This window comes from Bariatricus massiliensis, assembly GCF_900086725.1.
GTDB lineage: Bacteria > Bacillota > Clostridia > Lachnospirales > Lachnospiraceae > Allocoprococcus > Allocoprococcus massiliensis.
In genome coordinates this window covers 1,419,931-1,432,607 of sequence record NZ_LT574838.1, presented here as the reverse complement: position 1 = coordinate 1,432,607, position 12,677 = coordinate 1,419,931, and the positions used below count along the sequence as shown (strand labels likewise).

The window sequence follows — 12,677 nt, the reverse complement described above, 5'->3', positions numbered from 1 at the left end:
TATGGACGAACAAAGCAGAAAATTATTACAGGAATGCAGTTCTGGCTGTAAAATGGGGATAGACAGCATGGAGCAGGCGAGGGAGTTTGTGACGGAGGAAAAGCTTGGCAAGGTGATGGATGAATATCTGGAAAAAAACCGTAAGCTGGACATGGAGATTGGTGAACTGCTTGAGGATGCGGGCTGTGATGAGAAGGAGCCGGGAGCGGCTGCCAGTGCATTTTCATGGCTTACGACAGAGGTGAAGCTGCGCCTGAAGGATGACAGCAGCCAGATAGCCAAGGTCATGACTGACGGCAGCAACATGGGCATACAATCCCTCTGTAAATATGTCAACCAATATGAAGGGGCGTCCCACCAGAGTATGTCCCTCGCAAAAAAACTGGTGAAGACAGAAAAAGATTTTGTAAAGGAACTGGAACAGTTTTTATAGAATTCATTAAATGAGGGGGAAGGGCAGGAAGAACCGTGCCTGACCCTCTCAGAGATATACCTTCAAGTTCTATTATTCGATGGTTCGGATTAAGCTATTAATAACAAGTCATTGGGCTGAGAATTTTGTGAGAAAAGACTGGAGGTTACAATGGACGACAGAACCATCAAATTTTACGACCAGTATGCGGAGGAATTTTTCAAAGCAACGGTGAACGCGGATGTCTCGGGACTCTATGAGCGTTTTTTGCAGTACATACCCGAGGAGGGACATATACTGGACCTTGGATGTGGAAGTGGCAGGGACAGCAAAAATTTTATTGACAGGGGATACAAGGTGGAGTCCGTGGACGGCTCCTCAGAGATGTGCAGATTGGCATCTGACTATATTGGGCAGAAGGTGCGCTGCTGCCGTTTTGATGAAATCGACTATCGGGATGAGTTTGACGGAATATGGGCCTGCTCGTCGCTGCTGCATGTCCGTAAGGAAGAGATGAAAAAGCTGCTCCCCCAATTGGCTGCCGCCCTGAAATGTGGCGGCGTGCTCTATGCATCCTTTAAGAATGGAAATGAGGAAAAGATAGAGGGCGGAAGATTCTACAGCCATTATACGTTGGATGAACTTCGGGAGCTGGCGGAAGCAGAGGCAGGTATGCGCCTGCAGGAGCTCTTCTTATCTGAGGATGTATGCCCCGGAAGAACAAGACAGTGGATTAATATTATCCTCAAAAAGTTCTGTCAACCGATAGAGTAAAAAAATAGTGAATACTAATGACAATAGGAGGCCGATGAAATGAGTGAATTGACAAAGCTGCCGAATATCGGGGCTAAATTAGAAGAACAGTTAAATCAAATTGGAATTATCACCTTCGAGGAACTTCAAGAGATAGGGAGCAAGCAGGCTTGGCTGAAAATCAGAGCGTATGACAGCTCTGCATGAGTCAACAGGCTTATGGGCCTGGAAGGCGCCATTCAAGGTGTGAAAAAAAGTGAACTTTCCGCAGACAAAAAGGCGGAACTCAAGGAATTTTATTATGCATGCAAATGACATATTTGACAGAGGAATAAACGAATGAAGATTATAATTTCACCGGCGAAAAAAATGATTCACAATACCGATATACTGGCGTGTGAGGGACTGCCGCAGTTCATAGAGAAGACACAAGTACTGATGGAGTATATGCAGTCCTTAACTTATCAGCAGTGCAAGGAAATTTGGAAGTGTAACGACAAAATTGCGGAGCAGAACTTTCGCCGGTTTCAGGAAATGAATTTGGAGTCGGGCCTGACTCCGGCGGTGCTTTCCTATGAAGGAATCCAATATCAATACATGGCGCCGATTATTATGGAGGAACCGGCCTATACATATCTGCAGGAGCATTTACGGATTTTGTCGGGATTTTATGGGCTGCTGAGGCCCTTTGACGGAGTCGTGCCTTACCGTTTGGAAATGCAGGCAAAGATGGGGAGCTTCAATGGCCGGTCAGAACTGCATTCGCTTTATGATTACTGGGGGGATGACTTGGCTAAAGCACTGTTTCAGGAGGACAAATTCATATTGAATCTGGCCTCCAAGGAGTACAGCAAGTGTATTTTTAAGTACGCAGCGGATGAGGTGAAGCTGATTACCTGTGTTTTCGGGGAATTGATTGACGGAAAAGTGAAGGAAAAAGGTACTTTTGCGAAGATGGCACGTGGGGAGATGGTGCGCTACCTTGCGGAATGCGGGGCGGAGAGCGTAGAGCAGGTTGAGAATTTTGACAGGCTGGGATATCGGTACAAGGAAGAATATTCAGATGAGAAGACACTGGTGTTTTTAAAGGAGTAAGTGAGCAGGATGATTAGACGTACGATAGAACACTTCAGTTTGGAGCAGATATGCGTTTCGGGACAATGCTTCCGTATGGAGCAAAAGGGTGAACATACATATTCCGTCATAGCGAAGGATAAATATTTGGAGGCTGCACAGTGCGGCGGGGAGACAATCTTCTACTGTGAAGAGGAGGAGTTCGAAAGCTTTTGGAAGAACTATTTTGATTTAGACACAGACTACCATGCATATCTGGAGTGTATCGACCCGCGGGATAATTATCTTATCAAGGCTGCCGAGGCGGGCAGCGGCATCCGCATCTTGAGGCAGGATTTGTGGGAGATGATTGTGTCATTTCTCATATCACAGCAAAATAATATCGTGCGGATACGGCGCTGCATTCAGAATCTATGTGAAGAATATGGGGAAGAAAAAGAGGTGGAGGGCGGTAAGCGCTACTATGCATTCCCGGGGCCGGAAGCATTGGCAGGGCTACATGAGGAGGCACTGAAAGCGTGTAATCTAGGATACCGCAGTAAATATGTGGTGCGGGCAGCAAGGGCCGTTGTGAGTGGAGAAATACAGCTGCGGGAGATAGAAACGCTCTCTTATCCGGAGGCGAAGGCAGAGCTTCTTAAGATTTTTGGAGTTGGCGAGAAGGTGGCGGACTGCATTTGTCTGTTCGCGCTGCATCACACAGAAGCATTTCCGGTAGATACCCATATCAATCAGGCCTTGAAGAACCATTATAAAAGAGGATTTCCTAAGAGGCGGTATCGAGGCTTTCAAGGAATCATGCAGCAATACATATTTTATTACGAACTTCATATGGGAAAATAAAGAAAGGACAACGCCATGAGGAATATTATCCTGCCGCGTTGTCCTTTCTGTTTAGGAATCTTTCTCTAAATCCCATATATGTTTATTTTTTCGGAAGAAGATACACGTAAGAGCCCCCGCAACTCCCAGCAAAAAGTAAAGGGCGGCGGCCCCGGAACCTTTGCCTGTCCCGAACAGCGTGACCAGTAAGCTGCGCTCCGGCCGGGACTGCATAAAGGGCTCCATCACATAGTCTATCAGGAAACCTCCCATGAGATAACCTAGCGGTATCGTAAAGAACTGAAAGGTATTGCGCATGGAATAAACACGGCCCTGCATTTCCACGGGGATACGGAGCCGGAACAAGGCGTCCATGTTTGTGTTCATCAGCGGGAGCGTGATCCAGCCAAGTATGGCTCCCGTACACCAGACTATGGGGGTGCGCCCCAAGGCCAGAAGAAAGTTTTCCGTACTCATGGAAAAGAGAAGGGCATTGAAAATGACCCGCACTCTGCTTTTAGGAGCAGGAATAAAGGAAACGATGATGCTTCCGAGAATGTTTGCAATCCCGGTGCAGGCGGTAACTAATCCTAGTATGGATTCTCCGCCTCCGCTGCGGGAAAGCAAAAGAGCGGGGAGCGCGGCTTCGTACATGGAAGCGGTCAGGTTGATCGCGGCCATAAAAAGTATCAAGTTAAAAATTCCCCGGCTGTTTCGCAGATAAGCCAGCCCTTCCCGTGCAGACTTCCAGACAGAGAGTTGGCGCGACTGGCGGTTTTGGACGCAATCGGGAATATGGATAAAAAAAGCCAGCGTTATAAAGGCTGCGGTGAAAGTCGCCAAATCAAATATAATAACAGCGCTCAGTCCCCAAAAGGACAGGACTGTGGTGGCGATGACCGGAGTCAGCAGCGTCACAAGAGAATTAGAAAAAGCACGCATCCCTGCGGTGCGCTGGTACTGCTCTTTAGGAGTCAGCAAGGTGACTGCCACGTCGGAGGCAGGCTGCTGTACCGTATTCATCAATCCGTTGAAGGCGTTGATGAGGTAAAGATGCCGCACTTGCAGTTTCCCGCTTAGGAGAAGTACAAGGACAGTGACAGTACTGAGGGCGGCGAGAGTGTCGCAGACGAGCATGGTACGCTTCTTATCCCAGCGGTCGCTCAGTGCTCCTGCAAATATACTCAACAGTACATAGGGGGCATAGGATGAAACGCTCAACAAAGCGGTAGTAAGGGCGGAGCCCTTCTGCTCATACGCCCATATAATCAAAGCATAGCTGGTCATGGAGCTCCCAAGCGTAGAGAGCCCTTGTGTCGCCCAAAGAAGAATAAATGTGTGTAACCCCCGAAATAGTTGTTTTAAATTGTTCATATTGACTTTGCTCCTTTTTAATATTTTGTGTGAAATATCAAAATGCAAAGTCTGTTCGGACGAAGCAGCTCAGAGCTGAATTCCTCCATGCAATATCGTCCCTTAGACTTTGCATGGAGCTGTTCCAATACAGAGCATCGTTCAGTCACCTCCTCGATGTTGATTCTAGTTTAAACAATATTTCCGTATAATGTAAATGCTTAAATATGCAAGTGCTTTTGCAGCGCCTCCATATAAGCCTTACCATAACGGCTTAACGTCATGTTTTTTTGGGTTATCGTTCCGATTCGCATATATTCATCCACCAAAAGAGGCTTGGCTATGATGTTCTCACCGTTTAGCTCCGGGCTGATAACGCCGGAGCTGACTGTATAACCGTTGAGCCCGATTACCAGATTAAATAGGGTAGCCCGGTCCCGTACCTTGATATTGCGGCGGCGGTCCAGTGTGCTGAGAATCTCCTCCGAAAAATAGAAGGAATTGTATTCTCCCTGCTCGAAAGAGAGATACGGGTATTCTTCCAAATCCTCCATGGTGAGACAGGCCTCAAAGGCAAGGGGGTGTCTTGAGCTGATAAATACATGTGGTTTCGCCAGAAACAATTCTTCAAATTTCAGCCCGTTTTGCCGGATGAGTTTCATAATAATTTCTTGATTGCTGGAGGAGGTATATAAAATACCGATTTCACTTTTCAGCCGGCTCACATCCTCTATAATCTCATAGGTTTGTGTTTCTCTCAGTGTAAAATCATATTTATTTCCCCCGAATTCCCTGATTACATCGACAAAGGCGTTTACCGCGAAGGAGTAATGCTGGCAGGAGACAGCGAAGCGGGGGCTCGGCTCTTTTGTATGCAGGTATTTTTCTTCCAACAAGTCGGCTTGTTCAAGAACCTGTCTGGCATATCCAAGAAATACATCCCCCTCGCTGGAAATAACCACCCCTTTATTGGTACGGTTGAATATCGTAATCTGCATTTCTTTCTCCAAGTCTTTGATTGCGTTTGTAAGACTCGGCTGGGAGATGAATAGCTCTTTGGCGGCTTCACTGATAGTTCCCTTTTCCGCGACGGCCACCACGTATCTTAACTGCTGCAGTGTCATAGTATCGATTCCTTTCTTGTGCTTAAGATTGTGTATCCCCCCGAATCAGACGCTGGACAATGGAGAGAATGGGGGTGAAAAAAAGCAGCACCACCAAAAAGTTACTGATTCCATGCAGGAGGTCAAAAGGGATGCCGCTGATCCACCATGCGATACCCGCGCCCAGTCCTCCGGCAGCCGCATAGGGCAGGGAGCAGAGCGCGCCGAAGGAAAGACCAAAGATACCGCTTGTGACCGCCCAGATTAGTTTATGGTTGTTTTTGCGCAGGATTCTGACAACCATGTAGAGAATAGTCCATACATATAAATACATGACCCACCAGATGCCGAAGCCATACAAAAGACCTTCAAAAAGCGCAAATAGGTAAATGACCGCAAGGGTTTTTCGGCCTAGGGTGAGCGTGTATATGATAATCAACAGAGAGACAAGCTCCACATTCGGCAGGAAGCCCAGCATTATCTGCACGACTAATAGGATAGCCGCTAAGAATGAACAGGTGACAATATCTTTGGTTTTCATGAGTGACGCTGCCTTTCTATTCTCCGGTGGTATAGCGCAGTTCAAAGGAATCACCGTCGGCCACCGGCTGTTCTGAGACCCCATAATTTGCGTAGGCTCCATTTACCGAGATACTCCAATAGGAGCCGTCTTCTTCAAATACCGCTTTTTCTCCGTTTACGGTATCCAGCATCAGGCCGAATTCACCTTCCGTGCCCTCATAAGTCAGCCCTTCCGCCTTGGCCTCCTCCATCACGCCCTCCAGATATTCGGCGTCCGTGCGGAGGTGGTAAGCCTTTTCCTCCCCAGCGCTGTTCACCACTACGATTTCTACATTTTTGGAGCCTGTTTGTGGCTGTGGCTTGAAGAAGTAATAAATACTGCCGAGTATGACAGCGGCAGCTATAAATATGACGATGCCTATAATAATTTTTTTCTTATTCTTTTCCATTTGTTATTCCTCATTTCTTTCTGGATTTGTAAAATACTTAAGCCGGAACATTATTATTTTGCACCAAATAAAGAATTTCGTCCAGTAAATATTTTATAATACCCGCAAAAGTGTTACAATTTGTGAAGACAATGAATAAAAGGGAATACATGAGAGGCCGGATAAGGAGAAAAGCGTGTGATAGTCAGAATTAGAAATACAGAAACAGTAGAGGGATTGTTCGGGGATTGGCAGGAGACCATGATTTGGTCCTGCCTGCAAGGGGTGATGGGAGCTGTCTACGGGGAGGATATCCCCGAGCCGCGGTCGGTCATTGCGGTAATCGGAGATTTTTGCTTTTGCGCCGGAAAGCCTGACGGAAAGTTGCTCGAGTATTATGAAGATTCCTGTGGCAGAGAGTTTGTTATTATGATACCTCAGAATGAAGTGTGGGGACAAGTGATTGAAGATAGATATGGGAGCAGGGCGGAGAGAGTGACCCGCTACGCTATAAAAAAAGAGGCGCATGTGTTTGACAGAGCAGGTTTGGAGAGAGCGGTGCAGTCTCTGCCGGAAGGTTTCGTGTTGAAACGGATAGATGAGCAGCTTTACCATGTTTGCCGTTCGAACAAGTGGAGCCGTGATTTGGTGTCCCAGTATGAGGAGTATAAAGCTTATGACAGGATGGGGCTGGGCGTTGCCGTGGTGAAAGACGGAGAGCTTGTGGGGGGCGCGTCTTCCTATACAAGCTACAGAGAGGGCATAGAGATTCAGATTGACACAAAGGAAGAGTACCGCAGAAGAGGGTTAGCCTATGCCTCGGGGGCAAAACTGATTTTAGAATGTCTTGACAGGGGCCTATACCCAAGCTGGGACGCTGAAAATTGGGGCTCGGTAAAGCTGGCCGAGAAGCTGGGATATCATTTTGACTATGAATATCCGGCTTACAGATGCCGGGGAAGAGGATAAACACATGCATAAAGTTAACGCGAAGGGAATATTGTCGGCGTCCAACGGGATGAATCTTTACCGGGGATGCTCACACGGCTGCATATACTGTGATTCCCGCAGTAAATGCTATCAGATCAACCATGAATTTGAGGATATAGAAGTCAAGCAGAATGCGCCGGAACTTTTGGAAACCGCGCTTAAACACAGGCGTAAGAGGTGCATGATAGGGACGGGGGCCATGACAGACCCTTACATTCCGCTGGAACTTGATTTGGGATATATGCGGAAATGTCTGGAGCTTATAGAAAAATATGAATACGGAGTCACTATCCTGACAAAGTCTGCCCGCATTCTTCGGGATTTGGATTTGCTTGTTAAGATCAATGAAAAGACAAAGTGTGTAGTGCAGATGACGATGACGACCTTCGACGAGCATTTGTGCAGAATCCTTGAGCCCAATGTCTCAACGACAAAAGAAAGATTTGAAGTCTTGAAGGTCATGCGGGAGCACAACATACCCACCGTAGTCTGGCTGTCGCCCATTTTACCGTTCATCAATGATACGGTGGAGAACATCAAAGGGATTCTGGATTACTGTGTGGAAGCACAAGTCTATGGCATTATGTGCTTTGGAATGGGCGTCACATTGAGAGAAGGGAACAGAGAGTATTTTTACAGCCAGCTGGACCGCCACTTTCCGGGGATGAAAGGAAAATATCACACGGCGTACGGATATAGCTATGAGCTGAACAGCCCCAACCACAAGGAATTGATGCAGGTATTCCGCGCTTGCTGCCGGGAGCATAATATTGTCTGCGATCCGGGCAAAATTTTTGCCTATCTCCAAGAATTTGAAGAAAAGCAGAAGGTAGAACAAATCGATTTATTTCACATGTAGAACAGAAAGGATAAGAGGATGGTAAAGAAGATTCTTTTGCTGGGAGACGACAGATTGTATGAGAAAAGTGAAGCCGTTAAGGAGGAGGAACTTGCTGTTCTGGAGCCAGTTGTAAAAGATTTGCATGATACACTTTTGGACTTCCGGGCAAAATATCATGCAGGCAGGGCGGTCGCAGCCCCGCAGATAGGTGTTTTTAAACGGATGCTCTATATGCATATTGAGAAGCCGGTGGTATTTTATAACCCTGTGCTCCTGTTCCCGGATGATGATAAGATGGAAGTACTGGATGACTGTATGTCGTTCCCGGGGCTGAAGGTGAAGGTGGAGCGTTATAGACGTTGTATTATCCAGTATAAAAATGAACGGTGGGAGGATTGTGAACTTTCACTAGAAGGGGATTTGGCGGAGCTGATTCAGCATGAATATGACCATTTAGATGGTATTTTGGCAACGATGAGGGCTATTGATAATAAGAGTTTTTCTATGGTATAGAACTTTTTGAGGAGGATAACAACATGATTTTTGAATCGCCTGAAAAATTAATCGCACTTTTATCGGGGAAGGATAATAATGCGGGTTACAGTGCAATGAAGTATTTGGCCGAACTATCTCAGGACTCGGATGAGATATATAATTTTATGGATAAGTTTTTTGAGATGTTAGATTCTCACAATTCTTTTGTGAGAAGTAGAGGTATTTCTTTGATAGCTGCGAATGCGCAGTGGGATGAGGAAAAGAAGATAGACGGTGCACTGGATAAATATCTGGAGCATGTTGTGGATGAGAAACCTATCACTGCGAGGCAGTGTATACAAAATTTGAATTATATTCTCGAGGCAAAACCGGAGCTGGCGCCGAGGATAAAGCAGGCTCTTGAGACCGCTGATTTGACGAAATATAAAGACAGTATGAGACCGCTGATTGAAAAGGATATTTCAGAAGTTATGAAAAATTGTACTGGCCTCCTATAATTCAGAGGCCAGTACAATTTCTTTCTCTATGAGCTGATATAAGATGTCAATATGTTCGCATTAGGCCATATCATCCCGGAGAGCGTCTATTATATTCTCTCTTTTTACTTTGCTGACGGCATACACCATGGTGATAAATATGACTAGGAATACGCCGATTACGCTGATGATAGCACTGCTCCATGGGAACTCGAAGTCAATACTGCTGCCGCCCAGATACATGCCTTTATAAATCAGCCATGACAAAAGTGCGGCGATGGGAAGCCCGAACAGCAATGTCCTTATACCATAAAACGCACATTCGAACCGCATCATTTTATTAAAGGCCCGGTCGGATAACCCTATCGAGCGCAGCATGGCCAGTTCTCTTCTGCGCAGCCGGATATTGGTGGAGATGGTGTTGAATACATTGGCAATTGCAATCAGGGTTATCATGATAACAAAAACATAGGTGAACAGGTCTACAACAAAGGTGATGTTGCGGTTCTGCTCGAATATCTCATATACATTGTAAAGCGTATACTGAGAGGTGATTCCCGCATTTTTAATGATAGTTTCCATTTCAGCCACCGATTTGGAGGGATTTTTGGAAAGAAAGGTCAGGCCCATGTCCGTATGGGCAGCGGGAGTCCTGAACTGGTCTATGAGCTGATAGGGGGCTACTATCATAAAGACGTAGGGCCGCTTTTCGGAAGGACTTTTGGGCAGGGTATCGAGGGGAATCGTGTCCACGAACGTTATGTCAACGTTCTGGGATTGTACCGCCGCCGTATCATCACTGGTTTTTGGGGTGATTGTAAAATCCTTGGTGCTGTCTTCAAACATATTAATCAGAACATGCCTTCTGTTATCTGTATCATCCTCTTTTTTGGCCTTGGCCACGGCAATTACTTTTCCGGTTGAACCGGTATATTCTTCTTTTGGCAGGCCTAAAGTGTCAAGAAACTTTAGATATTCCCGGTCTTCAATAAACTGAATATCCATGGGCAGGCTCAGCGTTTCTCCGTCGTCGTAGCCCGATGTCTGGAGATAGTCTTTTGAAAAATCACTTGTATTCACAGAGCATAAATAGGTCATCATGGCCTGATAAGAGCTGTCATAAACTCCGTCGGCTGTCTGCAGCTGGTCATATAACCGGAACATTTTCTGGGAATCCATATCCTGCGTGGTAAAACAGATGTCAAAGTCCGTGCTGACCACCGAGAGCTCGGTTGCCTGTTTTAAGTGTGCTCCAAACGCGTTTGCGGAGATAAACAAGACCACGCTTAGAGTAAGGGACAACACGATGCTCCGGTAACGACGTTTATTTCTCTTAAAATTTTTAAGGGCAAGGGTGCCTTCCAGCCCGTAAATGCGCTGGGCGAACTTCGATGTTTTTACAGTGCGCATTTGAACTTTCACTTCGTTAGTCTGGCGTATACACTCCATAATGGGAGTGGCGGCTGCTTTTCTGGCCGGGATGTAGGCCGAGCCCAGAATCGTAATCATGCTCAGTATGGCTGCCCCCAAAAGAGCGGGGACGGATACTGTCAAGGTCAAGGGAACATTGTCGTAAAGGATATTCATAAAATTCTTCTCTACGAGGGCGAGTACAAGCTTAATACTGGGGATTCCAATAAGCATGCCGATGGGAATCCCAATCAAGCCGATGCAGAAGCCTTCGAACAAGACGGAGTTGCGCAGCTGTTTGGCGGTAGCCCCCACGGATGCAAGGATACCGAACTGGCGGGTGCGCTCGTTCAGCGAAATGTTGAACGAATTATAGATTAAGAAAATAGAGCCGATCACAATCAAGGCAATCAAAAGCCCTCCAATGGAGTAGAGAAGGGCATTGAACACAGTATCCGATGAAAGCCCCATGAAGCGCAGCACGTCATCGTTAAATATATAAGCTTGGTTTCCCGCTGTGACGCTGGCGTAGGAGTGTACGTTTCTCGGGTTTTTCAAAGTTACGAATGTGCTGAAGCTTTGGGCGCCGCTGTCAGGCTCTGCTTTTGTTATCAATGTGTAGCCGGGGGCGGCAAATTCTTCAAACGCAGGCCGGTCACAGATACCGACGACGGTATAATTTTTCATGACTTTTGGTGTGAGCGTTTCTTTGTCCGTGCCGGAGTCAGCTCCGGAGATATAAGAATCGTGCTGCCCCAGAGTTTTTCCGGCGTCTGTCCTGTCTCCTACGGCGAGGGCGAGGGTGTCGCCCACAGAAAAGCTGACGCCTCCGTTCGTGGCGACGTGGGAGGGGACAAGAACCTCCCCGCTGTTTTCGGGCAGCCTTCCGGAAACTAAATTTACAGGCAGAGTGTCAAAGGTATCTTCGTTGAAACCGGCTATAAAAAGATAAGGCTTGTCGGGGTTCTCACCGCCGTTGAGCGCTGCGTAGCCAATATTCTCGAATGATGCGGTGTGGGAGGCCTTTTTGTCCTGAGTCCGCTCTTGTACGAAGTCAGGGGACGCGTCTAGAAAGGCCACGTGCCAGTCCCCGTACTTTTGAATGGCACCGTTTATCATATAATTTTGCAGAGAGACGGCACAGGTGGCGATCGCAGTAATCATGGCCGAGGATAGAACGACCCCGATAATCGTTACCAGCGTTCGGGTACGGCTCTTCTTCATGGTCTGAAGGGACACCTTGTTAAAGATGTTCATAACTGCGCCCCCCTTCTTTCGTCCCGCGTCACCTTCCCGTCCGCTATGCAGATAATGCGGTCCGCCTGCAGGGCAATGTTTTCATCGTGGGTGACGACAACCAGTGTCTGGTTGTATCTTTCATGGCTCAATTTCAACAGATTCATAATCTCATGGCCGTTTTTGCTGTCCAAACTTCCCGTAGGCTCATCGGCAAGCATGACGGCCGGTGCATTCATCAGGGCGCGTCCGATGGAAACTCTTTGCTGCTGGCCTCCGGAAAGCTGATTGGGAAGGTGGGTACGGCGGTCCTCCAGTCCCAGAAGTTCAAGCAGGTCGTTCAGACGCTCCTTGTTGACCTTGCGTTTGTCCATCAATATAGGCAGCGTTATGTTTTCGACTACATTTAGAGTAGGTATGAGATTGTGGAACTGGTAGATCAGGCCGACTTGCCGTCTGCGGAAAATAGCCAGCTTTTCATTGCTCCCGGCATAGATATCTTGACCGTTCAAAAATACCTTTCCACTCGTAGGGACATCCACCCCCGCGATGATATGAAGCAAGGTAGACTTGCCGGAACCAGAGGAACCTGTAATTGCGGTAAATTCTCCTTTTTCAATTGTCAGTGAAACATGGTCGAGGGCAGTGACTTGATTCTCCCCTTTGCCGTAGATTTTACACAAGTCATCGATTTTTAAAAACCCCATTATGTGAGTCTCCTTTCTTGATTAATTTTCAGAATCAGTCCGGGCTGCCTTGTTA

Annotated in this window: 14 protein-coding genes and 1 pseudogene; 9 read left to right on the top strand and 6 right to left on the bottom strand. The window is 47.0% G+C overall.

Going from position 1 to position 12,677, the window contains the following annotated elements; genetic code table 11:
- The first annotated feature begins 1 nt into the window (after position 1).
- The 5 genes and pseudogenes from BN6465_RS18470 (at position 2) to BN6465_RS18450 (ending at position 3,082) form a co-directional block, all read left to right on the top strand.
- On the top strand, positions 2 to 433 hold the full coding sequence (locus BN6465_RS18470; RefSeq protein WP_066737975.1) for a hypothetical protein: 432 nt from the start codon (positions 2 to 4) through the stop codon (positions 431 to 433).
- A 150-nt stretch (positions 434 to 583) separates the two neighbouring features.
- Entirely contained in the window at positions 584 to 1,186 is a 603-nt protein-coding gene (locus BN6465_RS18465) for a class I SAM-dependent DNA methyltransferase (RefSeq protein ID WP_066737973.1), read from the top strand.
- Positions 1,187 to 1,225: 39 nt separating this feature from the next.
- Positions 1,226 to 1,480, top strand: a pseudogene (locus BN6465_RS18460) (TfoX/Sxy family protein).
- A gap of 24 nt (positions 1,481 to 1,504) precedes the next feature.
- Positions 1,505 to 2,260 (top strand): peroxide stress protein YaaA, encoded by a 756-nt coding sequence (yaaA, locus tag BN6465_RS18455; RefSeq protein ID WP_066737968.1) that lies wholly within the window; start codon positions 1,505 to 1,507, stop codon positions 2,258 to 2,260.
- 9 nt (positions 2,261 to 2,269) lie between these two features.
- Positions 2,270 to 3,082 carry a DNA-3-methyladenine glycosylase family protein gene (locus tag BN6465_RS18450; protein WP_066737966.1) on the top strand — a complete coding sequence of 271 codons (813 nt, stop codon included), beginning with the start codon at positions 2,270 to 2,272 and terminating at the stop codon, positions 3,080 to 3,082.
- 51 nt (positions 3,083 to 3,133) lie between these two features.
- Here BN6465_RS18450 and BN6465_RS18445 read toward each other — a convergent pair whose 3' ends face one another.
- The 4 genes from BN6465_RS18445 to BN6465_RS18430 form a co-directional block, all read right to left on the bottom strand.
- The gene (locus BN6465_RS18445) at positions 3,134 to 4,435 is read right to left on the bottom strand and encodes an MFS transporter (RefSeq protein ID WP_066737965.1); all 1,302 of its coding nucleotides are present in this window, start codon (positions 4,433 to 4,435) and stop codon (positions 3,134 to 3,136) included.
- 200 nt (positions 4,436 to 4,635) lie between these two features.
- Positions 4,636 to 5,538: a LysR family transcriptional regulator gene (locus BN6465_RS18440; protein ID WP_066737964.1), complete on the bottom strand. Its 903-nt coding sequence runs from the start codon at positions 5,536 to 5,538 to the stop codon at positions 4,636 to 4,638.
- A 22-nt stretch (positions 5,539 to 5,560) separates the two neighbouring features.
- Entirely contained in the window at positions 5,561 to 6,058 is a 498-nt protein-coding gene (locus BN6465_RS18435) for a hypothetical protein (protein WP_066737962.1), read from the bottom strand.
- A 16-nt stretch (positions 6,059 to 6,074) separates the two neighbouring features.
- Positions 6,075 to 6,488: a DUF4430 domain-containing protein gene (locus tag BN6465_RS18430; protein WP_066737960.1), complete on the bottom strand. Its 414-nt coding sequence runs from the start codon at positions 6,486 to 6,488 to the stop codon at positions 6,075 to 6,077.
- Between the two features lie 177 nt (positions 6,489 to 6,665).
- Here BN6465_RS18430 and BN6465_RS18425 point away from each other — a divergent pair, with 177 nt between their 5' ends.
- From BN6465_RS18425 to BN6465_RS18410, 4 genes are read left to right on the top strand one after another with little or no spacing between them, the layout of a single operon-like run.
- The gene (locus BN6465_RS18425; protein WP_066737958.1) at positions 6,666 to 7,436 is read left to right on the top strand and encodes a GNAT family N-acetyltransferase; all 771 of its coding nucleotides are present in this window, start codon (positions 6,666 to 6,668) and stop codon (positions 7,434 to 7,436) included.
- A gap of 4 nt (positions 7,437 to 7,440) precedes the next feature.
- Positions 7,441 to 8,316 (top strand): SPL family radical SAM protein, encoded by an 876-nt coding sequence (locus tag BN6465_RS18420; RefSeq protein ID WP_066737956.1) that lies wholly within the window; start codon positions 7,441 to 7,443, stop codon positions 8,314 to 8,316.
- An 18-nt stretch (positions 8,317 to 8,334) separates the two neighbouring features.
- Complete coding sequence (locus BN6465_RS18415; RefSeq protein ID WP_066737954.1) at positions 8,335 to 8,811, top strand: peptide deformylase; 477 nt, start codon at positions 8,335 to 8,337, stop codon at positions 8,809 to 8,811.
- Between the two features lie 23 nt (positions 8,812 to 8,834).
- Complete coding sequence (locus BN6465_RS18410; RefSeq protein ID WP_066737952.1) at positions 8,835 to 9,290, top strand: hypothetical protein; 456 nt, start codon at positions 8,835 to 8,837, stop codon at positions 9,288 to 9,290.
- A 60-nt stretch (positions 9,291 to 9,350) separates the two neighbouring features.
- Here the strand turns inward: BN6465_RS18410 and BN6465_RS18405 are convergent, their stop codons facing one another.
- On the bottom strand, positions 9,351 to 11,936 hold the full coding sequence (locus BN6465_RS18405) for an ABC transporter permease (protein WP_066737950.1): 2,586 nt from the start codon (positions 11,934 to 11,936) through the stop codon (positions 9,351 to 9,353).
- Complete coding sequence (locus BN6465_RS18400; RefSeq protein WP_066737948.1) at positions 11,933 to 12,622, bottom strand: ABC transporter ATP-binding protein; 690 nt, start codon at positions 12,620 to 12,622, stop codon at positions 11,933 to 11,935. Before BN6465_RS18400 ends, BN6465_RS18405 begins: the two co-directional genes overlap by 4 nt.
- Between the last annotated feature and the right edge of the window lie 55 nt (positions 12,623 to 12,677).

Excerpts from the sequence above, each read along its gene's own strand:
- BN6465_RS18470 (WP_066737975.1), top strand. The coding sequence starts at position 2 with ATGGACGAACAAAGCAGAAAATTATTACAGGAATGCAGTTCTGGCTGT.
- BN6465_RS18465 (WP_066737973.1), top strand. The coding sequence starts at position 584 with ATGGACGACAGAACCATCAAATTTTACGACCAGTATGCGGAGGAATTT.
- yaaA (WP_066737968.1), top strand. The coding sequence starts at position 1,505 with ATGAAGATTATAATTTCACCGGCGAAAAAAATGATTCACAATACCGAT.
- BN6465_RS18450 (WP_066737966.1), top strand. The coding sequence starts at position 2,270 with ATGATTAGACGTACGATAGAACACTTCAGTTTGGAGCAGATATGCGTT.
- BN6465_RS18445 (WP_066737965.1), bottom strand. The coding sequence starts at position 4,435 with ATGAACAATTTAAAACAACTATTTCGGGGGTTACACACATTTATTCTT.
- BN6465_RS18440 (WP_066737964.1), bottom strand. The coding sequence starts at position 5,538 with ATGACACTGCAGCAGTTAAGATACGTGGTGGCCGTCGCGGAAAAGGGA.
- BN6465_RS18435 (WP_066737962.1), bottom strand. The coding sequence starts at position 6,058 with ATGAAAACCAAAGATATTGTCACCTGTTCATTCTTAGCGGCTATCCTA.
- BN6465_RS18430 (WP_066737960.1), bottom strand. The coding sequence starts at position 6,488 with ATGGAAAAGAATAAGAAAAAAATTATTATAGGCATCGTCATATTTATA.
- BN6465_RS18420 (WP_066737956.1), top strand. The coding sequence starts at position 7,441 with ATGCATAAAGTTAACGCGAAGGGAATATTGTCGGCGTCCAACGGGATG.
- BN6465_RS18415 (WP_066737954.1), top strand. The coding sequence starts at position 8,335 with ATGGTAAAGAAGATTCTTTTGCTGGGAGACGACAGATTGTATGAGAAA.
- BN6465_RS18410 (WP_066737952.1), top strand. The coding sequence starts at position 8,835 with ATGATTTTTGAATCGCCTGAAAAATTAATCGCACTTTTATCGGGGAAG.
- BN6465_RS18405 (WP_066737950.1), bottom strand. The coding sequence starts at position 11,936 with ATGAACATCTTTAACAAGGTGTCCCTTCAGACCATGAAGAAGAGCCGT.
- BN6465_RS18400 (WP_066737948.1), bottom strand. The coding sequence starts at position 12,622 with ATGGGGTTTTTAAAAATCGATGACTTGTGTAAAATCTACGGCAAAGGG.